This is a genomic window from Mesorhizobium sp. B283B1A (assembly GCF_020165735.1).
GTDB lineage: Bacteria > Pseudomonadota > Alphaproteobacteria > Rhizobiales > Rhizobiaceae > Mesorhizobium > Mesorhizobium opportunistum.
This window is the reverse complement of sequence record NZ_JAIUIQ010000016.1, coordinates 52,465-71,944: the sequence shown is the minus strand read 5'-3', so window position 1 is coordinate 71,944 and position 19,480 is coordinate 52,465. Positions and strand designations below refer to the sequence as shown.

The window sequence follows — 19,480 nt, the reverse complement described above, 5'->3', positions numbered from 1 at the left end:
TCGCGCAACTTGCGTCGCCGGAGCAGTTTGGAACCACGTGCAAGCCGTCGCGTTCTGTCGGCTCAGTTAGTCGGTTCGAAGGGGATGACATGGTCGACCGAAAGCCCATTGCGACCGCGCCGACCGACGGCTCCAAGGTCAGCGTTACCTGGAAGGACAGCGACGGCGTGCTGAACGAATCCATCGCGCAATATCGCGACGACGGCTGGTGGGTCTACACCGACAGCCACACGCAAAAGAAGGTCGAGCCGACCAGTTGGCGGCCCGCCGCCAGCGACGATGACGATTAGGTTTTTGACGCAATCCCCAAGCCAAAGCGCTACGCGCTTTTCCCGGGAAAAGCGCCTCACACTTTTCCTGGAATTGCTCTATCCCTTTGTTGCAGCACCATCTTTTTCGAAAAGCCGGTTCCCACTTTTCGGGATCATGCTCCAGTAGCGCGCCGCTGGCGAGGCCGGCTGCTTTCGCATAACCTGAAGCCGTTGATATCGAGGCCGATTCGGAGCTTTCCGCTCCGCGTTCGCCCTCTTGCTCGGAGGAAATCGCTATGGGTGTCGAAAGCCTTCTCGTCTTCATCATCGTTGGTGCCATCGCCGGCTGGCTTGCCGGCCTCATCGTCTCGGGTTTCGGCTTCGGCCTGATCGGCAACATCATCGTCGGCATCGTCGGCGCGTTCATCGCCGGCTGGCTTTTCCCGCGGATCGGCTTTTCCATCGGCGGCGGCGTCATCGCTTCCATCATCCACGCCACGATCGGCGCCATTATCCTGCTGGTGCTGGTGAAGGTGCTGAAACGAGCCTGAGGCTCGACATCGGAAAGAGCGCGGCATGAAACAGAATACGCTCTATCTCATCATTGGCGCGCTCGCCGTCGTGGTCATCGCGCTTGGCGTCTATGTCTACCGAGAGCAGACCAAGCCGAAAGGCGTCGAACTCAAGATCGACGACAAGGGCATTTCGATCCAGCAGAACTGAACCCGCCGTTGATTTGGCGGATGCAGGAGCGCGACATGGGGGCTTCCAACGCGCCGGAGGGCGACGATCCGCCCAGGATTAGCGTTGCGGAATGGGAGCGGCTGAACAGGCCGCCGAGGCGCGAAGCGCTGCTGCGCTATCGCTGGCGGACATTTCGCTTCCTGCGGACTGCCGCGCCGGTCAGCGAATTGCAGGGGCGACAACAGGCATTCCGCAACGCGGTCGTCGCCACCGTGGCCTTCAACCGGCCCGATGTGATCGAGTGGCAGATCCATCTCGTGCGCCGATACCTGGCCGAACATGAGAGCTACATCGTCTTCGACAACAGCAAGAAGGACGAGGCAAGGGAGGCGATCCGCGACCTCTGCCGCCGCCAGCAGGTCCCCTATGTCGCCTTGCCGAAGAACAGGCTTGTCGTCTCCAGATCGCATGGCCAGGCGCTGAACTGGATCGTGCGGAACTTCGTGACCGGTTTCGGCCCGAAGCTCTTCGGCTTCATCGACCATGATATCTTTCCCACGCAAGCCTTTTCCATCCGTGACCGGCTCGAGGGCAAGAGCGCCTACGGCAGCGTGCGGCGCGATACGCCGACGCTAGGCGGCTGGTTCCTGTGGCCCGCCTTCTGCTTCTTCGACGGGAGCCTGCTGCGGCGACCGCTGGATTTCGCCCCGAGCTACAAGTTTCACATGGATTCGGGCGGCGGCAACTGGCCGGTGCTTTACCGGTCGATGGATCCGGCGTCGATCCGGTTCACGGAGGACACCTTGGTCCGCTTCGGCGAGGGGGATGATCGGCATGAGGACTTTTTCATGTCTGTCGACGGCTGGCTGCACATAACGAATGCATCGAACTGGCGAAAACAGCCGGTCGACAGGCGCGAACACCTGGTTTCCTTGCTGCGGCAAGCCGGCGGCCCCGACCAGCCGGATGTGACGTTCGAGCCGATCTGAAAATGGGGGTCTTCATGCCGCTCGATGTGCAGATGGCGGCCGGCCTTGACCGATAGGCACAAAGAGCATGGCTGGCGGCCTGAAATTCAAGGGCTATCTGGCAAAGGCAGCGGATCTCTAGCATGACATCAAAACGGGTTGGAGATTCGCCGGCGGGTGCAAACCGAGTCTTTCCCGCGTTCGATCTGGACGAAAAGCACATCATGACACCCCAGATCGGCTTCAAGGCCAGTGAAGCGGTGCGGGCGGCCCTTTCAGCGATCGGAAGAACCGAGGACCTGCGCTTTTCGCCGGACAATCGGCTGCTGGCGATCGCGGCCTTCGCGCGCAAGCGGTGCCTGGTCCTGCGTGTCGATGTCGGGATGGGGCCGGGTGGTCCCGATGTCACGATCCATGATTTCATGGAGCTGAGATCGGAGAGCATCGGCGAGGTGCATGGGCTGGACTTCATCGATGACCGGACCCTGGTGGTGGCCAACCGCGACGGGAAGCTTGGGGTGTTCGAACTGCCGGTGGAAAGCATGGCGGGGCAGCATCGGGAAATCACGGCCGTTCGCCGGATCAACGGCAAGCCCTTTTGCAAACTTAACACACCGGGCTCGGTCGTCGTCCGGCGTCAGTCCGGCGGCCGCATCAGCCTGCTGGTCTGCAACAATTACACGCATCTGGTCACCCGGCATGTGGCAGTCCGCTGGCTGGGCTACCGGACGATCAGGAACCGGCCCTTGCTCAGGAATGGGCTGGACATTCCCGACGGCATCGCGCTCAACCATGACGGCCGGTGGATTGCCGTCAGCAGCCACGGTACAAGGGACGTCAAGCTTTACCGGATCTCGCCATCGCTTGGGCTCGACAGCGAGCCCACCGGCATCCTGCAGGACGCCGGCTTTCCGCATGGCCTGCGCTTTACCGATGACGACCGGCACATCCTCGTCGCCGACGCGGGCAGCCCGGCGGTGCATGTCTATGCCAGCAATGGCGATTGGACCGGGCATCGCCGCCCGTCGCGTTCGGTCGCCGTGCTCGATGAGGAAATTTTTCAGCGCGGCAGAGCCAGCATCGAGGAAGGCGGCCCGAAAGGCCTCGACATCGACCGGTCGAACAGCGTCGTGGCGGTGACCTGCGAGGAGCAGGCACTGGCCTTTTTCTCTCTCATAGCGGTGACGGGCGGTAACGAATTTAGAAAATCGTAAGGAATTTCAAAAGGGTGCATAAACCCTGCTTTAACCCGCCCTTAAATCGCCGCATCTACTCTTCAACCGGAGCGCCATAGGCACCGGGGACAGACAGCGCAGCGCATGGCGAACCGCAGGGACAGCCGCATCGAACCGAGTTTCGAGGGACCGCGACAGGCGCGATCCCAGCCGGGTCTTTCGGTGAGCGAAGAGGATCGCGTCGTGCCGAGCAACCGCAAAGCCTCCGCAAAGCGCAAATCGTCGAAGGCGAAGTCGTCGCGGGGTGGGCGTGGCAGAAGCCGGCGCGGCCTGTTCGGCGTGTTTGGCCGGCTGTTTTATTGGTGCTTCGTGCTCGCCATCTGGGGCGGCATCGCGGTGGCGGGCGTCGTCGTCTATTACGGCGCCAAGATGCCGGCGGCCACCACCTGGTCGATCCCGGACCGCGCCCCCAACATCAAGATCGTCTCGGCCGACAGCCAGTTGCTCGCCAATCGCGGCATGAGCGGCGGCGAGGCGGTCGGCCTGCACGAAATGTCGCCCTATATTCCCGAGGCGGTGATCGCCATCGAGGATCGCCGTTTCTATTCGCATTTCGGCATCGACCCGATCGGCCTGTCGCGCGCCATGGTGACCAACGTTATGGGCGGGCATTTCTCGCAAGGCGGTTCGACGCTAACCCAGCAATTGGCCAAAAACCTGTTCCTGACGCCCGACCGAACGCTGGAGCGCAAGGTGCAGGAGGTGCTGCTGGCGCTGTGGCTGGAGCACAAGCACAGCAAGGACCAGATTCTCGAAATGTACCTCAACCGGGTCTATTTCGGCTCCGGCGCCTATGGCGTCGAAGCGGCTTCCCGGCGCTATTTCGGCAAGAGCGCGCGCGACGTCACCCTGTCGGAAGCGGCATTGCTTGCCGGCTTGCTGAAAGCCCCGTCGCGGCTGTCGCCGGCGCGCGATCCGAAGGCTGCCGAGGAGCGATCGCAGCTCGTGCTCGCCGCCATGCGCGAGGAAGGCAAGATCAGCGAGAAGGAGCTCAAGACCGCGCTGAGCGCGCCGGCGACGCGCTCGCCGTCCTATTGGACCGGGTCGGAAAACTACGTTGCCGACACCATCATGGAAGAACTGCCCGACCTGATCGGCGACGTGCGCGGCGACATCGTCATCGACAGCACTGTCGACCTGAACCTGCAGAAGCTGGCCGAACAGTCGATCCGCAGGCTGATCGACGGCAGCGGCAAGAAGCTCAACGTCACCCAGGGCGCGCTGGTGTCGATCGACGATTCCGGCGCGGTGCGCGCCATGGTCGGCGGCTACGATTACTCGACCAGCCAGTTCGACCGCGCCTCCGAGGCACGCCGCCAGCCGGGCTCGGCGTTCAAGCCGTTCGTCTATATGGCGGCGCTCGAAGCCGGCCGCACGCCCGACAGCGTACGCAACGATGCGCCAATCAAGATCGGCAACTGGACGCCCGACAATTACGGCGGCAAGTATTTTGGCAAGGTGACGCTGGCGACCGCCTTGGCGAAGTCGCTGAACTCCGTCGCGGCGCAATTGACCATGGAGGTCGGGCCGAACGCGGTGGTCGAGGCGGCGCACCGCATGGGCGTGCAATCCGATCTGCAGTCCAACACCTCGATCGCGCTCGGCACGTCGGAAGTGACGCCGCTGGAACTGACCTCGGCCTATGTGCCTTTCGCCAATGGTGGGTACAAGCCGGACATCCACTTCATCCGCCGCATCACAACCGCCGACGGCAAAGTGCTGTACGACAGCGGTGGCGGCAGCGCGCCGCGTGTCGTCAAGCCCGAGATCGTCGGCATGATGAATTCGATGATGACCGGCACCGTCGAGATCGGCACCGCGAAGAAGGCAGCCTTTGCCTGGCCGTCGGCCGGCAAGACCGGTACCAGCCAGAATTCGCGCGACGCCTGGTTCGTCGGCTACACCGCCAACCTCACCACAGGTGTGTGGTTCGGCAATGATGACGGCAGCCCGATGAAGAAGGTCACCGGCGGTGCGCTTCCGGCGCAGGCCTGGCACGAGTTCATGGTCGCCGCGCATGAGGGTGTGCCGGTGAGGCCGCTGCCCGGCACCTGGAAATCGACGCCGCCCGACACGATCGTACCCGACGAGATACCGTCGGCCGGCAACAACCAGCCGGCGCCGGTTCCTTCCGCGTCGGTCGGCCAGCAGGCGCCGGCCGCACAAGCGGCCGCGCCGGTTCGCGCGGCGCGGCCTGCCCAGACTGTCGATGCCGATGGCTTCGGCATGCCGGCGGATGATGGCACCACGGCCTCTGTCGGACATCCCGTGCCGCCAGGCAGCGTCGGTGGTCCGTTGAAGAAGCGGCAGACCTCGATCCTCGACATCCTCGGCGGGGGGTGAGTTAGCTGCCGTTCGCCTTTGGGTTGGCGCTGCCAAGCTTCTTGCTGTCAAAGGTCGACTTGTCGCTATGGATCTTGCCGTCGCTGACGGTAAGATGTTTGGCGCAGGACAGCGCTCCGGACGACTTCGTCATCAGGTCGTACATGAGCAAAGCCTGGCGATCGTCGCCAAAGGCGGCAATCATGCGCACGCCGGTCACGTCCTGCGAGAGCTTCGTCAGGCCCATCAGATAGGGTTCTTTGCCGGTCGACTGCTGCATCGGCCCATCGAAAACGACGTCCTCGGCGACATAGGATGCCGCCTTTTCGAGGTCATGGCTGGTCCACGCCGTAGTGAAGGCGGTGGCGATGTCGAGAGGTGCTGTCTGTTTCATGGCTCTATCTCGTCGATTGGCCTGCATCGTCGAACCAACGAGGCGGCAGCTTCCCGGTTCCGGCTTTCCGGCGAATGGTGACATTTCGGCCTCTCGCCACCTCGCTGGCGTTCGGCTACATCTCCAGCCAGGAGACCCGACATGGCTGAACTCGACACCCGAAAAACCATCGTGCTGACCGGCGCCAGCCGGGGCATCGGCCATGCCACGGTCAAGCGCTTTTCGCGCGAGGGCTGGCGCGTCATCACCTGTTCGCGCCAGGCCTTTGCCGAGGATTGCCCTTGGCCAGCAGGTCCCGAGGACCACATCAAGGTCGATCTTGCCGACCAGGAAGATGTCGGCATCGCCGTTTCCGAAATTCGGCACCGGCTGGAAGCGCATGGCGGCCAGTTGCACGCGCTGGTCAACAATGCCGGCATTTCGCCGAAGCTCAGCGATGGCAACAGCCGCATGAACTCGATCGACACGCCGATGCATGTCTGGCGCGACGTGTTCCAGGTCAATTTCTTCGCGCCGATCATGCTGGCGCGCGGCCTGTTCAAGGAACTGACGGCGGCCAAGGGATCGATCGTCAACGTCACCTCGATCGCCGGCACGCGCGTACATCCTTTCGCTGGCACCGCCTATGCGACATCGAAGGCGGCACTCGGCTCGCTGACGCGTGAAATGGCACATGATTTCGGGCCGCACGGCATCCGCGTCAACGCCATCGCGCCGGGCGAGATCGACACGGCGATCCTGTCGCCGGGCACGGACAAGATCGTCGAGACGATCCCGCTTAGGCGCCTCGGCACTACGGCCGAGGTCGCCGACATCATCTTCTTCCTGTGCTCGCAGCAGGCGTCCTACGTGACCGGCTCGGAAATTCACATCAATGGCGGCCAGCACGTGTGAGGCTTCAGGCTAAGAATTGCCTCATCCGGTCATGGTGAGAACGGCCTTGCCGCTGAAGCTGCGCTGTCGCAGTGCGTCCAGGGCTTGGGCGATGTCCGTCCACGGCACTGTCATGGCGACGCGGGTCTCCAGCTGGCCGGCCGCGGCCAGGGTGAGCAGCGAGGCGATGTCCGTACCAATGTCAGGACCGGACGTGTAGTAGGCGAAAGTCTGGAGCTTCGCCCCCTCGTGGCCCGGAACGAACTGGCGGAACCCGACCGGCGTGAGTTCGCCACTGCTCGAACCGAACATGACGATGGTGCCGCCGGGTGCGACGCGTTCGATCGCGTGTGCCAGGCTTTCGCCGCCGACCGACTCTGTAATCAGTGAAAATAGCCCCTCGGCCTGCTCTATCGACCCGACAATCTGCTCGGCTCCGAGGCCGCGGAGATCCTCGGCATGCCGGGCGGCGGCGATTGCTGTCACGGAAGCGCCTTGCTCGCGGGCGATCTGGATCTGGAAACGGCCGACAGCGCCGCTCGCACCGGTGATCAGGACCCGCTGGCCGGCCAGTTCGCCGCCATGGCGCAAAGTCCGAAGCGCCGTGGTGCCCGCGACCGGAAGCGTGGCGGCGGAAACGAAGCTGACCTCATCCGGGATGACGGCGAGACGGTCGGTTGAAACGGCGACACGTTCGGCCCAGCCGGCCTGGTCGACCAATGCCGCAACCCGGGTGCCCAGGGCTGGTCCGGAGCCATCGGCGGCAGCCCGTTCGACAATCCCGGCGATGTCCTGGCCAGGTATCCAACCGTTCGGACGTATGGTGAGCAGGCGCAGTTCACCGCGGTTCAACGAGGTTGTTCGGACCGAGATCAGCGCTTCATTCGGGAGAGGCTGGGGTTCCTCGACTTCGGCGAGCGTCAGCCCGGTCACGCTATCGGAAGAAATGACTAGAGCGAGCATGGTCCATACCTCATTGCCGCGTGGCGAAACGAACAGTTCCTGGAGCAACCGAAGACGCTCCAGGGATGCTCATTCACCAGCGCACCCTATTGACCGCGGATGGTTGAGCACAGGGCTGGGCAGCCAGCCATTCGACCTGAAAATCGGGCCGCCCCAATGTCGATTGGCAGACTACCGATCAGGCGGCCCGCAGCAAGGCCTCGATCTCTGGTATGGCGTGATTGGTCAATGTCTTGGGGACTTCGGCGATAACCTTGTCCTCGACCTCCTTGTGCAATTTCTTGCGCATGGATCCGAGCACCATTGGCGGGGCGACGAGCACGATCTCCTTGAACTCGCCGCCATGCGCGAGCTTGTAGAGCCGGTCGGCGATCTCGTCGGCGAAGCGTTCCTTGCCGATGCGATGCCAGTCCGTATCCTCGACCGCGCTGCGGTGCACCGAGGGACCGTCACTGTAGCGACCCGGACTGTCGGTGCCTTGCTCGCGCGTTGGCGGGTTTTCCTGCTCCATCTCCTGCACGACCTGAAGGTCCGGAAATTTGTTGTCGCCGGCGTTCCGAAGGAAAAGCGCCTTTTCACCGTCAGCCACCACGACCCAGATACCATGCTTCAGCTTGATCATGTGGCGGGTTCCTTTCTTTGACGTCATGGCTTTCCGAGCGCCCCGAACAGTTCGACTTCGGCAGGAGGGGAACGCGTGGCGAACCGTTAATGTTCCAACCTCTGGAATCGGCCCTGAGGGCCGCGCTACGGACGCCGAAAGGCAGAGGCGCCCGAAGGTGGCTTTAATCTACTGAATTGGTAGAAATTAGAAAAAACTGTTTTGCGAGATGCTGCGCCGATGGCTAAAAAGACCTGAAATCAAGCTTTGCCCCGGTTGCTTGAATCCGCGCTTTGGCCGGATGTGGAATATTTTTCTCTTGCCTTTCGCAGTTGCGAAAAAGCGATTGCCTGCCATCACAGGATGCGCGAGTGCTTTGCTTCTGGTTTTCCGCGCCCGGGCGTAAAACTGCAGCCAGTTCAGGACTCTGCCCGTTTTCATGCCGCACACCGCCCCCAAGCTCAATGCCTTCCCCGTCTTCGTGCGGGTCGAGGGCGAAGCCGTGGCCATCGTCGGCGGCGGCGAGGAAGCGCTGGCCAAAGCGCGGCTGATCGGACAGTCGAGTGCGGTTTTGCGCATCATCGCCCAAAACGCCGAACCGGAGCTGTTGGCCTTCATCGCCCAGACGGGTGCGAACCATGTCGCGGCGGCTTACGACGCGGCGCAGCTCGAAGGCGCGGTCTTGGTGTTTGCCGCCAGCGGCGAAGAGGCGCTGGACCGCCGGGTCGCCGAGGACGCGCGCACGCTGGGCATTCCAGTCAACGCCGTTGACCGGCCGGAACTTTGCGATTTCTTCACCCCGGCTCTGGTCAACCGTGCACCGGTCGCCATCGCCATCGGCACCGAGGGTGCCGGCCCGGTGCTGGCCCAGATGTTGCGCAGCCGCATCGACCGCATGCTGTCGCCGTCGCTCGGCGGGCTTGCGGCGCTTGCCGCTTCGTTCCGTGCCGCCGCCGAGAGACTGCCCAAGGGCAATATTCGCCGCCGCTTCTGGAGCGACTTCTTCGGCGGTGCGCCAGCGCGTGCCGTCGAGGCGGGCGAGCTTTCGCGGGCGCATGAAGCCGCGACCGACCTGTTGCTGTCGAACGCACCGGTTTCGGGCCACATCGCCCTGGTCGGCGCCGGTCCCGGTGCCGAGGATCTTCTGACGCTGCGGGCGCATCGCCTGCTGATGGAGGCCGACGTCATCGTCCATGACGCGCTGGTGCCGGAGGCGGTCGTTGCCATGGGCCGCCGCGACGCCGAGCGCCTGCCGGTGGGAAAGCGCAAAGGCTGCCACACCAAGAGCCAGGCCGAAATCAACGCGCTGCTGGTCGAGCTTGGCCGCCAGGGCAAGCGCGTGGTGCGGCTGAAGTCGGGCGATCCGCTGGTGTTCGGCAGGGCCGGCGAGGAGATGGCGGCATTGCGCGATGCCGGCATCGCCTATGAGGTGGTTCCTGGCGTCACCGCGGCCTTCGCCGCCGCCGCCGATTTCGAACTGCCGCTCACTTTGCGCGGCGTTTCATCGTCTATGGTCTTCACCACCGGCCACGACCTCAAGGGCAATTCCCTGCCCGACTGGGCCAAGCTCGCCATTTCCGGCGCCACCGTCGCCGTCTATATGGGCCGCTCGGTCGCCGCCGAGGTTGCGGGCCGGCTGATCGAGGCCGGCCTGTCGCCGGACACGGCGGTCGCCGTGGTCGAGAATGCCAGCCTCGCCACCCGCCGCCGCTTCCACGGCACGCTCGCCGACCTGCCGTCGCTGGAAGCGCGCGCCGATCTCTCTGGCCCGGTCATGACCATTATCGGCGACGCCGTCGCCGGTGCCAATTTCGAGCAGTCCGAGCCGCTCGCGGCACACATGCATGAAGGCGTGGCCAAGGCCACCTCAGAGAAAGTTCAGTCATGAAGATACTGACCGCCAACCGCCTAAGCGATGGCATCGCCGTCTGGTACGCCGATGGCGGCTGGGCCGAGACGGTGGACCACGCGGACCTTGCCCATGACAAGGCGGCCGAAGACCGCTTGGAGGCGATTGGCGCCAAGGCCTATGCCGACAATGAAGTGGTCGACGTCAATCTGATCGATGCTGAAGTCGTCGGCGGCGTGGTCGAGCCGGTGCGGTTGCGCGAGAAGATCCGTGCCGCGGGTCCGACCATCCGCAACGATCTCGGCAAGCAGGCCGCCAAGCAGTCGACTTGGGCGGCCTAACAGACACCAGACGCGGGCGGACGCGCCCTGAAAGACGAAGCATGTACCGTTACGACGAGTTCGATCACGATTTTGTCCAGGCCCGCGTCGCCGAGTTCAGCGATCAGGTCCAGCGCCGGCTGTCCGGCGAGATCACCGAGGACCAGTTCCGGCCGCTGCGGCTGATGAACGGCGTCTATCTGCAGCTGCATGCCTACATGCTGCGCATCGCGGTGCCCTATGGCACGCTGAACGGCAAGCAACTGCGCATGCTCGGCCACATCGCCCGCAAATACGACAAGGGCTACGGCCATTTCACCACGCGCCAGAACATCCAGTTCAACTGGCCGGCGCTGTCGGACATTCCGGCGATCCTGGCGGATCTCGCAAGCGTCGAGATGCACGCCATCCAAACCAGCGGCAATTGCATCCGCAACGTCACCGCCGACCATTTTGCCGGAGCCGCCGCCGACGAGGTCGCCGATCCGCGCCCCTATGCGGAAATCCTGCGCCAGTGGTCGTCGGTGCATCCGGAATTCTCGTTCCTGCCGCGCAAGTTCAAGATCGCGGTGACCGGTGCCGAGCGCGACCGCGCCGCCATCCAGACGCATGACATCGGCCTGCACCTGAAGAAGAATGCCGCCGGCGAACTGGGCTTTGCCGTCTATATCGGCGGCGGCCAGGGCCGCACGCCGATGGTGGCCCGCAAGATCCGCGACTTCCTGCCGGAAGCCGATCTTCTGTCCTACTGCACGGCGATCCTGCGCGTTTACAACCTCTATGGCCGCCGCGACAACAAGTACAAGGCACGCATCAAGATCCTGGTGCACGAGACCGGCGTCGAGGAAATCACCCGCCAGGTCGAGGCCGAGTGGCAAGAGTTGAAGGATGCGGAGCTGAAGCTGCCGGATGCCGACATTCGCGCCATCGAGGCCTATTTCGCGCCGCCGGCGCTGACGGATCGGCCGGACGGCGACGAGACAGTCAAGTTGGCGCGTCTCGACTCCAGGGGCTTCTCGGAATGGCTCGACCAGAACGTGGTGACGCACCGCCATCCCGACTATGCGGCGGTGACGATCTCGCTCAAGGGCATCGGCGAAGTGCCGGGCGACGCTTCGGACAGCCAGATGGAAGCGGTCGCCGACATCGCCGAGAAATACGCTTTCGACGAGCTTCGCGTCAGCCATGAACAGAACCTGATCCTGCCGCATGTTGCGCGCGCCGACCTCAAGGCTGTGTATGACGCGCTGGTCGACATCGGGTTGGCGACGGCCAATTCCAATTTGATATCGGACATCATCGCGTGCCCGGGCCTCGACTACTGCGCGCTGGCCACGGCGCGCTCGATCCCGATCGCGCAGGAAATCTCGCGCCGCTTCGCCTCGCTTGAACGGCAGCGCGAGATCGGCGAGCTGAAGCTGAAGATTTCCGGCTGCATCAACGCCTGCGGCCACCACCATGTCGGCCATATCGGCATCCTCGGCGTCGAGAAGAAGGGCTCCGAGCTCTACCAGGTGACGCTGGGCGGCTCGGCCGACGAAAACACGTCGGTCGGCGAGATCATCGGCCGCGGCTTCTCGTCGGAAGAGATCACCGACGCCATCGAGCAGATCGTCGACACCTATCTCGGCCTTCGGCTCAACCCGCAGGAAAAATTCATCGACGCCTACCGCCGAGTCGGTCCCGCGCCGTTCAAGGAGGCGCTCTATGCTGGCGAAGCCAAGGCCGCTTGACCAAATAGCCGACGTCGATGACGGCGCCGCCGCCAAGGCGGCGGGGCTCGATGCGCTCTATGGGCACCTGAACGCGCTCGAGATCATCGAACGCTCGGCAAGCGATCTGTTTCATGACGAGATCGCGGCCGTGTCGTCCTTCGGGGCGGATTCGGCCGTGCTGCTGCACATGATCTCGGAGATCGACCGTACACTGCCTGTCATCTTCCTCGACACCGGCAAGCATTTCGAGGAGACGCTCGGCTATCGCGACGCGCTCGTCGCGGATTTCGGGCTGACCAACATAAGGGTGATCAAACCCGAGGAAGCGGCGCTCGAGCGGGTCGACCCGACGGGCAATCTGCACCAGAGCAATACCGATGCCTGCTGCAACGTGCGCAAGGTCGAGCCGCTGGCGCGTGGCGTTGCACCGTTCCGTGCCTGGTTCACCGGGCGCAAGCGCTTCCAGGCCTCGACGCGCGCCGCACTGCCGGTGTTCGAGGCGGTCGGTCCGCGCATCCGCATCAATCCGCTGGCGCACTGGACGACATCGGATCAGGCGGACTACATGCGCGCGCACGCATTGCGCGAAAATCCGCTGGTCGCCTATGGCTATCTGTCGATCGGCTGCTTCCCGTGCACGCAGCCGGTGCAGCCGGGCGAGGACGCGCGCAGCGGCCGCTGGGCTGGCCATGCCAAGACCGAGTGCGGCATTCACCTGTCGGGGCTGGAAGTATCGCTGACCGACGCATCCCTGTAGGATATGCTGGTATTCAGGTGAGACTGGCCTGCAAATGCCAGCTTCCCGCGCTTCCGGCCTTCGCCGGCCGAAGCACTCTTGAATGGCCGTGGTAATTAAGGCTACGGTCGGCGAAGGCCGGTGCTCGCGTACTTCTAGTACGCTCCGCTCCGGTTCTCGGAAGCCGCCATTTTCGGCGCAGCCTGACCTGAATCTCATCACATCCTTGGCTCGTTTGGATATTTAGGAACTTTTTTGATGACTGAACCGACGACACCGGTCACCCGGCTCTGGACCCCGGATGGTTTTCGCGAGGATGAATGGACGCATGCCGAGAGCGCGGACGCGCTCACCGGCAATGGCCGCTTCATCCTGCCGCTGCAGGCATTCCTCGATCTCGATCCGGAGGTGCGCCGCTCCGCCAAGGAACGGCTCGGCGTGGTGCTGCAGCCCGGCGATCAGCTCGAGAAGATAGCCGACCTGCTCGACCAGTTGTCGCTGGTGGCGTTGGCGTTTCCTGCCTTCAGCGACGGCCGCTCCTTCTCCAAGGGAGAATTGCTGCGCGAGCGCTATGATTTCGAGGGCGCTGTCCGCGCTACCGGCCAGGTCCTCGTCGACCAGTTGCCGCATATGCTGCGCCTCGGCTTCGACGAGTTCGAGATCTCCAACCCTGTGCTGTTGAAGCGCCTGGAGGAGGGCCGCACCGGCGGCCTGGGGCTCTACTACCAGCCGGCCGAGGCGCAGGAACCCAAGGGTCCGAAATATTCCTGGCGGCGCCTTCGCAACAGCTGACGCTGCGGTAATCGCCGACGTCTTTACATCAGCTCTGATCGGGCCTTCTCTGGGTTATCCGGACGGAAACATCCGCCGGGTGGGAGGAGGGAATCATGACTTTCGACTACGTCATCGCCGGCGGCGGGTCCGCGGGCTGCACGCTTGCCGCGCGTCTCTCCGAGGATCCATCGAAGACGGTCTGCCTGGTCGAAGCCGGCGGCGAGGGCAGGAACCTGTTCATCCGCGCCCCGGCCGGCGTCATCGCGCTGTTGCCCGGCCGGCCGAAGATCCACAACTGGGCATTCGAGACGGTGCCGCAGCAAGGTCTTGGCGGCCGCAAGGGCTACCAGCCGCGCGGCAAAGCGCTTGGCGGCTCGAGCGCCATCAATGCCATGCTCTATGTCAGGGGCCATCGCAGCGACTATGACGAGTGGGCCAATTTCGGCTGCGACGGCTGGTCATGGGACGAGGTGTTGCCGTATTTTCGGCGCGCGGAAGGCAACCAGCGGGGGAGCGATGCCTTGCACGGCGATGACGGGCCGCTGCGGGTTGCCGAGCAGCAGGAGCCGCGTGCGCTCTCCCGGGCCTTTGTCGAGGCTTGCGGCGAAAACCAGATCCGCCGCAATGACGATTTCAATGGACCGGAACAGGAAGGAGCAGGACTCTATCAGGTCACGCAATTCTGGGGCGGAGACCGCAATGGCGAACGCTGTTCGGCGGCGGCGGCCTATCTGCATCCGGCGATCGGCCGGCCAAACCTGACGGTCATCACCGGAGCGCATGCCACCGGCATTGTCCTTGACGGCAAGCGGGCCACTGGCGTGCGCTATCGCAAGGGCAACAGCGAAGCCGTTGCGCGAGCCAGGCGCGAGGTCATCGTCTGCGGCGGCGCCTTTGGCTCGCCGCAACTGTTGTTGCTGTCTGGAGTAGGCCCAGCCGTCGAGCTTGCCGCCCACGGAATTCCGATGGTCCATGAATTGCCTGGCGTCGGCAAGAACCTGCAGGATCATCTGGATTTCATCATGGGCTGGACATCGAGGGATGCCGACATGATGGGCATCGGGCTGCGCGGTCTGCCTGGCTTGCTGCGGCATATGCTGCGCTGGCGCAAGGATGGCGGCGGCATGATCGCCACGCCCTATGCGGAGGGCGGCGCCTTCCTCAAATCCGACCCAGCGATCGACCGCCCTGACCTGCAACTCCATTTTTGCATCGCCATCGTCGATGATCATGGCCGCAAGCTGCACATGGGCTACGGCTTCTCCTGCCATGTCTGTGTGCTGCGGCCGCATTCGCGCGGCGAGGTCGGGCTGTCGACGCCGGACCCGTTGGCGCCACCGCGCATCGATCCGCGCTTCCTGTCCGACGAACGCGACGCCCATCTGCTCCTCAAGGGCGTCAGGACGATGCGCGGCATCCTGGAAGCGCCAGCGCTGGCCAAATACCGCGCCAAGGAGATCTACACCGCCGGGGCTTCGAGTGATGCCGAACTAATGGCCCATATCCGCGCTCGCGCCGACACCGTCTATCACCCCGTGGGCACCTGCAGGATGGGCGTCGACGATATGGCGGTAGTTGATCCGCAATTGCGTGTGCGCGGCATGCAAGCCTTGCGTGTCGTCGACGCTTCGGTAATGCCGACGCTGATCGGCGGCAACACCAACGCGCCGACCATCATGATCGCCGAAAAGGCCGCCGACATGATCAAGACGGCCGCCTGATTGTAGCTCTGGTCGAACCAGTGGCGCCGTTTTCCTCTGCCGCGAAGTGCTCAATGACCGGGGGGGCAGGTATCGACGCCAACTGGTCGTACCAATTGTGCGATTTGTGCTTTCCCTTTCGCCGTCCTGCCCTTAGGATATGGGTATTATTTCGTGATCCGAAATAAATATGGCCACAAGGGAGGAACCGGAAATGGCTGGCAAGAAGATATTGATGCTCGTTGGCGAGTTCAGCGAGGAGTATGAGATTTTCGTCTTTGAACAGGCCATGCATGCCGTCGGCCACACGGTGCATGTCGTCTGTCCGGACAAGAAGGCGGGCGACGTCCTGAAGACCTCGCTGCACGACTTCGAAGGCCACCAGACCTATACGGAAAAGCTCGGCCACGACTATATCCTCAACAAGACGTTTTCCGAGGTGGACCCGGCCAAATACGACGCCGTCTACGCGGCGGGCGGACGCGGGCCGGAATACATCCGCATCGACAAGCGCGTGCAGGCGCTGGTGCGCCATTTCCACGAGGCCGGCAAGCCGATTTTCACCATCTGCCACGGCGTGCAGATCCTGATCGCCGTCGACGGCGTTGTGCGCGGCAGGGAAGTCGCGGCACTCCACTATTGCGAGCCGGAAGTGACGCTGGCCGGCGGCATCTACATCGACGTCGCGCCGACCGGCGCCCATGTCGACGGCAATCTCGTGTCAGCCAAGGGCTGGCCGGGCCTGTCCAACTTCATCCGCGAATGCCTGAAGGTGCTGGGCACGGAAATCCGCCATGGCGAGATCCTGATGCGCGACGAACGCCAGGCGGCCTGATCCGGACGCTGCCAGCCGTCGCGCCCAAGGCGCGGCGGTTCTACTCCTTGTCTTGACGCAATTCCCGACGGGAAAGCGCTACGCGCTTTTCCCCGGGGAACCGTCACACTCTTCCTGGAATTGGTTAGGCCGCTGCCCGTGCCTCGCGGAACGACACCAGCTTGCGGCGGCTTTCATCCCACAATGCCAGTTTGACGCAGCGCAGGCTCTCGATCAGCGTGACGCGGCCGATGCCACGCAGCTCCGGATAGTCGCGCAGCACTTCCTGCAGCCGGTATCCGGGCACTTTGGCGGAGAGGTGGTGGACGTGGTGGACGCCGATGTTGCCGGTGAACCAGTTCAGCACCCGCGGCAAGTCGTAGTAGGATGACCCGTGCAAGGCGGCATGCTGGAATTCCCATTCGGAATCCTTCGCCCATTCCGTCTCCTCGAACTGATGCTGGACATAGAATAGCCAGATGCCGGCCGAACCGGCGAGGATGACGATCGGCAGATGGACCACCAGGAAGGCGCCGGGGCCGACGAACCAGATGAGGATGGCCGCGGCAAGCGCAATGCCGAGATTGGTGGTCATCGACGACACCCAGGGTGTCAGGCCGCCGCGCATCATGCCGACAGGCAGCCTTTGCTCGAAGATGAACAGCCAGATCGGCCCCAGGCCGAACATCACGAGGGGATGGCGATAGAGACGATAGGCCAGGCGGCCTCGCCATGACAGTTGCCGGTATTCGGTAACGGTCAGCGTCCTGATGTCTCCCATGCCGCGCTCGTCGAGATTGCCGGCGCTGGCATGATGCACGGCGTGGGCGCGCCGCCAGCAGTCATAGGGCGTCAAGGTCAGAATGCCCAGCGCCCGGCCGATCCAGTCGTCGGCGTAGCGATTGGCGAAGAAGGAGCCATGGCCGCAATCGTGCTGGATCATGAAGATCCGCACCAGGAACCCGGCCGCGGGAAGGATGAGGATCAGTCCCCACCAATGGCCATAGGCATAGGCAGCCGAAGAGAGCGCCCAGAGCGTGGCGAACGGAATGAGGGTGATGGCGAGTTCAAGTGTGCTGCGCCGCCGGTCGGGCTTCTTGTAGCGCGCCAGGATTTTGAGCCAGGCGCGCTTGCTGTTGGCCGCGGCCTCAGGGGAAATCATGTTCATCAGGAACCATAGGCGGCACGTTCCGCCACCGCAAGACAAAGATCACGCGAAATTACTGTGCGTAATCGTCGCGCGATGGATCAATTCCGTGCCGTGGCGCTACACCAAGTTGAACCTGTTTTCGATGCCGAGACGGCAAGGCCGTGGACATTTGAGGAGTCAAATTCGTGCGCGTCGTGGCTGGAGGCCAGCCTCGCAGATGCGTCGCTACTGGCGCCCGCTGCTGCCTGAAGGGCTCCCGGCGACCCGATCGAGGCGGTCAAGCAAATCCTTGAAGCGGTCGGGAATGTCGGCTTCGATGCGGAAGGCCGGCAAGGTGCGCAGAAAACGCGTCATCGTCTTGGCACCGACTTGGCGCCTGACCTCCGTGGCGAGCCGTTCTTCGTTTTCAGCCTTGCTGCGGGTCATCATTTCAAAATCCTGTGTCGGCTCCGAAACTCCTCCAGCAAGCGAATGGTTCCCGCATCACGCGCTTGTGGCAAGCAAAGCCGGCAAGTACGGTAAAGTTTGAATTAAAATCGAAGTATTGCCATCGGCCGCGTTGGGTCCGGCCGAAGGCCCTCACAGTCGCTTACCTCTTGATTTTTGAGCGCCAAACCTCGATATCGGGCACAAAATCCAAACCATTCGAAATGACGGGAAACGGCGATGAGCGACCAGGCAAAAGACGAACGCGCGCCCAGCGAAGCCGAGGCGGCCGAGGCCAGTGCCGAGCGCACGGAAGGCAGCATCGACGGCGACTATGAAGCGCTTGTGCGATTGCTGAAGGAAAATGAAGAGCTGAAGGACCGCGCGCTGCGCGTCGCGGCCGAGATGGAAAACCTGCGTCGCCGCACCGCGCGCGACGTGCACGACGCGCGGACCTATGCGGTGGCGAATTTCGCCCGCGACATGCTGTCGGTGTCGGACAATCTGCGCCGCGCGCTGGACGCCATTCCGGCCGAGGCCAAGGCGTCGGGCGACGCCGGCTTCAAGGCGCTGATCGAAGGCGTCGACCTCACCGAGCGCGCCATGCTGTCGGCGCTGGAACGGCACGGGGTCAAGAAATTGACTCCGGAAGGCGAGAAATTCGATCCCAATTTCCATCAGGCGATGTTCGAAGTGCCCAATCCCGATGTCCCGGCCAACACGGTGGTCCAGGTCGTGCAGCCGGGCTATTCGATCGGCGAGCGCGTGCTGCGGCCGGCCATGGTCGGCGTCGCCAAGGGCGGCCCGAAAGTCGCCGCCGAGGCGCCGGTCGAGCCGGGGCCGGTCAACGAGCAGGCTGAGAAGGATGCGTGATCAAGGCAGTAGGGGAGTAAGGCAGTAGGGCAGTAGGGAAAAAGGGAAAAAGGGAGTCCCGCCGACGGTGCGGCTTCGTGCTAAACATACTCCCCTACTCCCCTACTCCCCTACTGCCTGGCCTTCCATGCATCCCATCGCCCTTCTCGACTATGCCGGCATTGCCGTTTTTGCGGCGACGGGGGCGTTGGCTGCGTCGCGCAAGCAGCTCGATGTCATCGGTTTCCTGTTCCTGGCCAGCGTCACCGGCATCGGGGGCGGCACGTTTCGCGATCTCATCCTCAATGTGCCTGTGTTCTGGGTGGGAAACCGCGATTATGTGCTGATCTGCGCGGTGGTGGCGATCCTGGTGTTCTTCACCGCGCACCGCGTCGAATCCCGCTACAGACTGCTGCTGTGGCTCGATGCCATCGGGCTGGCCGCCTTTTCGGTGATGGGCGCGGCAAAGGGCCTGGCTATCACCGGTTCGCCGGTGGTTTCCATCATCACCGGCATGCTGACCGCGACCTTCGGCGGCATATTGCGCGATCTCCTGGCCGGTGAGCCATCGGTGCTGCTGAAGCCAGAGATCTACGTCACGGCTGCTCTGGCGGGCGCCGCCATCTTCACACTGGGCGACGTCGCCGGACTGCCGCAGTTTGTCTCAGGCTTGGCCGGCTTCGCCGTGGCGCTCGCGGTGCGTGGCGGTGCGCTTCGTTTCGGCTGGGCATTTCCGTCCTACAAGAGCCGGCCCGGCCGGCGGCCTGAGGATATTCCGTAAGAGAGGCAGTAGGGACTAGTCAGTAGTGAGTAGCGAGAGGAGCGTGACTCGTGACGTCTTGCCTACTGCCTA

The 19,480-nt window shown here is 63.5% G+C and carries 22 protein-coding genes; 16 read left to right on the top strand and 6 right to left on the bottom strand.

Features of this window, described 5'->3' with window-relative positions; all coding sequences use genetic code 11:
- Nucleotides 1-89: 89 nt before the first annotated feature.
- From LB577_RS15970 to LB577_RS15945, 6 genes are all read left to right on the top strand, one after another.
- Nucleotides 90-290: a hypothetical protein gene (locus LB577_RS15970; RefSeq protein ID WP_023779242.1), complete on the top strand. Its 201-nt coding sequence runs from the start codon at nt 90-92 to the stop codon at nt 288-290.
- Between the two features lie 257 nt (nt 291-547).
- Nucleotides 548-802 carry a GlsB/YeaQ/YmgE family stress response membrane protein gene (locus LB577_RS15965; RefSeq protein ID WP_224687421.1) on the top strand — a complete coding sequence of 85 codons (255 nt, stop codon included), beginning with the start codon at nt 548-550 and terminating at the stop codon, nt 800-802.
- A 25-nt stretch (nt 803-827) separates the two neighbouring features.
- Entirely contained in the window at nt 828-974 is a 147-nt protein-coding gene (locus LB577_RS15960; RefSeq protein WP_013892968.1) for a hypothetical protein, read from the top strand.
- Nucleotides 975-1,009: 35 nt separating this feature from the next.
- Complete coding sequence (locus tag LB577_RS15955; protein ID WP_224687420.1) at nt 1,010-1,924, top strand: hypothetical protein; 915 nt, start codon at nt 1,010-1,012, stop codon at nt 1,922-1,924.
- 203 nt (nt 1,925-2,127) lie between these two features.
- Nucleotides 2,128-3,117 carry a lactonase family protein gene (locus LB577_RS15950; protein WP_224687419.1) on the top strand — a complete coding sequence of 330 codons (990 nt, stop codon included), beginning with the start codon at nt 2,128-2,130 and terminating at the stop codon, nt 3,115-3,117.
- Between the two features lie 105 nt (nt 3,118-3,222).
- Nucleotides 3,223-5,481, top strand: coding sequence for a transglycosylase domain-containing protein (locus LB577_RS15945; RefSeq protein WP_224687418.1), 2,259 nt, complete (start codon nt 3,223-3,225; stop codon nt 5,479-5,481).
- A gap of 1 nt (nt 5,482) precedes the next feature.
- Here the strand turns inward: LB577_RS15945 and LB577_RS15940 are convergent, their stop codons facing one another.
- Nucleotides 5,483-5,854 (bottom strand): nuclear transport factor 2 family protein, encoded by a 372-nt coding sequence (locus LB577_RS15940; RefSeq protein ID WP_224687417.1) that lies wholly within the window; start codon nt 5,852-5,854, stop codon nt 5,483-5,485.
- A gap of 141 nt (nt 5,855-5,995) precedes the next feature.
- Between LB577_RS15940 and LB577_RS15935 the strand changes: the two genes are divergently transcribed.
- Nucleotides 5,996-6,748, top strand: coding sequence for an SDR family NAD(P)-dependent oxidoreductase (locus tag LB577_RS15935; protein ID WP_224687416.1), 753 nt, complete (start codon nt 5,996-5,998; stop codon nt 6,746-6,748).
- A gap of 21 nt (nt 6,749-6,769) precedes the next feature.
- Here the strand turns inward: LB577_RS15935 and LB577_RS15930 are convergent, their stop codons facing one another.
- From LB577_RS15930 to LB577_RS15920, 3 genes are all read right to left on the bottom strand, one after another.
- On the bottom strand, nt 6,770-7,690 hold the full coding sequence (locus LB577_RS15930; RefSeq protein WP_224687466.1) for a zinc-binding dehydrogenase: 921 nt from the start codon (nt 7,688-7,690) through the stop codon (nt 6,770-6,772).
- Between the two features lie 178 nt (nt 7,691-7,868).
- Nucleotides 7,869-8,312 carry a host attachment protein gene (locus tag LB577_RS15925; RefSeq protein ID WP_031250270.1) on the bottom strand — a complete coding sequence of 148 codons (444 nt, stop codon included), beginning with the start codon at nt 8,310-8,312 and terminating at the stop codon, nt 7,869-7,871.
- Nucleotides 8,313-8,498: 186 nt separating this feature from the next.
- Nucleotides 8,499-8,732, bottom strand: coding sequence for a hypothetical protein (locus tag LB577_RS15920; RefSeq protein WP_224687415.1), 234 nt, complete (start codon nt 8,730-8,732; stop codon nt 8,499-8,501).
- On the opposite strand from LB577_RS15920, the gene cysG reads away from it, so the two are divergent.
- The 7 genes from cysG to LB577_RS15885 all read left to right on the top strand — a co-directional run bounded on the left by cysG (nt 8,731) and on the right by LB577_RS15885 (nt 16,220).
- Nucleotides 8,731-10,179, top strand: coding sequence for a siroheme synthase CysG (gene cysG / locus LB577_RS15915; protein WP_224687414.1), 1,449 nt, complete (start codon nt 8,731-8,733; stop codon nt 10,177-10,179). The genes LB577_RS15920 and cysG overlap by 2 nt on opposite strands.
- Nucleotides 10,176-10,481 (top strand): DUF2849 domain-containing protein, encoded by a 306-nt coding sequence (locus LB577_RS15910; protein WP_023764030.1) that lies wholly within the window; start codon nt 10,176-10,178, stop codon nt 10,479-10,481. The genes cysG and LB577_RS15910 overlap by 4 nt, the downstream gene beginning before the upstream one ends.
- Before the next feature lie 41 nt (nt 10,482-10,522).
- Nucleotides 10,523-12,193, top strand: coding sequence for a nitrite/sulfite reductase (locus tag LB577_RS15905; protein WP_013892980.1), 1,671 nt, complete (start codon nt 10,523-10,525; stop codon nt 12,191-12,193).
- The gene (locus LB577_RS15900) at nt 12,168-12,932 is read left to right on the top strand and encodes a phosphoadenylyl-sulfate reductase (protein WP_023779250.1); all 765 of its coding nucleotides are present in this window, start codon (nt 12,168-12,170) and stop codon (nt 12,930-12,932) included. Before LB577_RS15905 ends, LB577_RS15900 begins: the two co-directional genes overlap by 26 nt.
- 237 nt (nt 12,933-13,169) lie before the next feature.
- Nucleotides 13,170-13,703 (top strand): DUF934 domain-containing protein, encoded by a 534-nt coding sequence (locus LB577_RS15895; protein WP_224687413.1) that lies wholly within the window; start codon nt 13,170-13,172, stop codon nt 13,701-13,703.
- Nucleotides 13,704-13,798: 95 nt separating this feature from the next.
- A complete protein-coding gene (locus LB577_RS15890) occupies nt 13,799-15,406 on the top strand; it encodes a GMC family oxidoreductase (RefSeq protein ID WP_224687412.1) in 1,608 nt (535 codons plus the stop codon).
- A 193-nt stretch (nt 15,407-15,599) separates the two neighbouring features.
- On the top strand, nt 15,600-16,220 hold the full coding sequence (locus LB577_RS15885; protein WP_013892983.1) for a DJ-1/PfpI family protein: 621 nt from the start codon (nt 15,600-15,602) through the stop codon (nt 16,218-16,220).
- A gap of 124 nt (nt 16,221-16,344) precedes the next feature.
- Here the strand turns inward: LB577_RS15885 and LB577_RS15880 are convergent, their stop codons facing one another.
- Together LB577_RS15880 and LB577_RS15875 are read right to left on the bottom strand one after the other, a co-directional pair.
- A complete protein-coding gene (locus LB577_RS15880) occupies nt 16,345-17,367 on the bottom strand; it encodes a fatty acid desaturase (protein WP_023779253.1) in 1,023 nt (340 codons plus the stop codon).
- A gap of 207 nt (nt 17,368-17,574) precedes the next feature.
- Nucleotides 17,575-17,778, bottom strand: coding sequence for a NepR family anti-sigma factor (locus LB577_RS15875; RefSeq protein ID WP_224687411.1), 204 nt, complete (start codon nt 17,776-17,778; stop codon nt 17,575-17,577).
- Between the two features lie 237 nt (nt 17,779-18,015).
- Here LB577_RS15875 and grpE point away from each other — a divergent pair, with 237 nt between their 5' ends.
- Both grpE and LB577_RS15865 read left to right on the top strand, forming a co-directional pair.
- Nucleotides 18,016-18,648: a nucleotide exchange factor GrpE gene (grpE, locus tag LB577_RS15870; RefSeq protein WP_023764036.1), complete on the top strand. Its 633-nt coding sequence runs from the start codon at nt 18,016-18,018 to the stop codon at nt 18,646-18,648.
- Between the two features lie 127 nt (nt 18,649-18,775).
- The gene (locus tag LB577_RS15865; protein WP_023764037.1) at nt 18,776-19,408 is read left to right on the top strand and encodes a trimeric intracellular cation channel family protein; all 633 of its coding nucleotides are present in this window, start codon (nt 18,776-18,778) and stop codon (nt 19,406-19,408) included.
- Nucleotides 19,409-19,480: the final 72 nt, after the last annotated feature.

What these genes read in the sequence shown, in the direction of transcription:
- LB577_RS15970 (WP_023779242.1), top strand. Translation starts at nt 90, where the DNA reads ATGGTCGACCGAAAGCCCATTGCGACCGCGCCGACCGACGGCTCCAAG.
- LB577_RS15965 (WP_224687421.1), top strand. Translation starts at nt 548, where the DNA reads ATGGGTGTCGAAAGCCTTCTCGTCTTCATCATCGTTGGTGCCATCGCC.
- LB577_RS15960 (WP_013892968.1), top strand. Translation starts at nt 828, where the DNA reads ATGAAACAGAATACGCTCTATCTCATCATTGGCGCGCTCGCCGTCGTG.
- LB577_RS15955 (WP_224687420.1), top strand. Translation starts at nt 1,010, where the DNA reads ATGGGGGCTTCCAACGCGCCGGAGGGCGACGATCCGCCCAGGATTAGC.
- LB577_RS15950 (WP_224687419.1), top strand. Translation starts at nt 2,128, where the DNA reads ATGACACCCCAGATCGGCTTCAAGGCCAGTGAAGCGGTGCGGGCGGCC.
- LB577_RS15945 (WP_224687418.1), top strand. Translation starts at nt 3,223, where the DNA reads ATGGCGAACCGCAGGGACAGCCGCATCGAACCGAGTTTCGAGGGACCG.
- LB577_RS15940 (WP_224687417.1), bottom strand. Translation starts at nt 5,854, where the DNA reads ATGAAACAGACAGCACCTCTCGACATCGCCACCGCCTTCACTACGGCG.
- LB577_RS15935 (WP_224687416.1), top strand. Translation starts at nt 5,996, where the DNA reads ATGGCTGAACTCGACACCCGAAAAACCATCGTGCTGACCGGCGCCAGC.
- LB577_RS15930 (WP_224687466.1), bottom strand. Translation starts at nt 7,690, where the DNA reads ATGCTCGCTCTAGTCATTTCTTCCGATAGCGTGACCGGGCTGACGCTC.
- LB577_RS15925 (WP_031250270.1), bottom strand. Translation starts at nt 8,312, where the DNA reads ATGATCAAGCTGAAGCATGGTATCTGGGTCGTGGTGGCTGACGGTGAA.
- cysG (WP_224687414.1), top strand. Translation starts at nt 8,731, where the DNA reads ATGCCGCACACCGCCCCCAAGCTCAATGCCTTCCCCGTCTTCGTGCGG.
- LB577_RS15920 (WP_224687415.1), bottom strand. Translation starts at nt 8,732, where the DNA reads ATGAAAACGGGCAGAGTCCTGAACTGGCTGCAGTTTTACGCCCGGGCG.
- LB577_RS15910 (WP_023764030.1), top strand. Translation starts at nt 10,176, where the DNA reads ATGAAGATACTGACCGCCAACCGCCTAAGCGATGGCATCGCCGTCTGG.
- LB577_RS15905 (WP_013892980.1), top strand. Translation starts at nt 10,523, where the DNA reads ATGTACCGTTACGACGAGTTCGATCACGATTTTGTCCAGGCCCGCGTC.
- LB577_RS15900 (WP_023779250.1), top strand. Translation starts at nt 12,168, where the DNA reads ATGCTGGCGAAGCCAAGGCCGCTTGACCAAATAGCCGACGTCGATGAC.
- LB577_RS15895 (WP_224687413.1), top strand. Translation starts at nt 13,170, where the DNA reads ATGACTGAACCGACGACACCGGTCACCCGGCTCTGGACCCCGGATGGT.
- LB577_RS15890 (WP_224687412.1), top strand. Translation starts at nt 13,799, where the DNA reads ATGACTTTCGACTACGTCATCGCCGGCGGCGGGTCCGCGGGCTGCACG.
- LB577_RS15885 (WP_013892983.1), top strand. Translation starts at nt 15,600, where the DNA reads ATGGCTGGCAAGAAGATATTGATGCTCGTTGGCGAGTTCAGCGAGGAG.
- LB577_RS15880 (WP_023779253.1), bottom strand. Translation starts at nt 17,367, where the DNA reads ATGAACATGATTTCCCCTGAGGCCGCGGCCAACAGCAAGCGCGCCTGG.
- LB577_RS15875 (WP_224687411.1), bottom strand. Translation starts at nt 17,778, where the DNA reads ATGATGACCCGCAGCAAGGCTGAAAACGAAGAACGGCTCGCCACGGAG.
- grpE (WP_023764036.1), top strand. Translation starts at nt 18,016, where the DNA reads ATGAGCGACCAGGCAAAAGACGAACGCGCGCCCAGCGAAGCCGAGGCG.
- LB577_RS15865 (WP_023764037.1), top strand. Translation starts at nt 18,776, where the DNA reads ATGCATCCCATCGCCCTTCTCGACTATGCCGGCATTGCCGTTTTTGCG.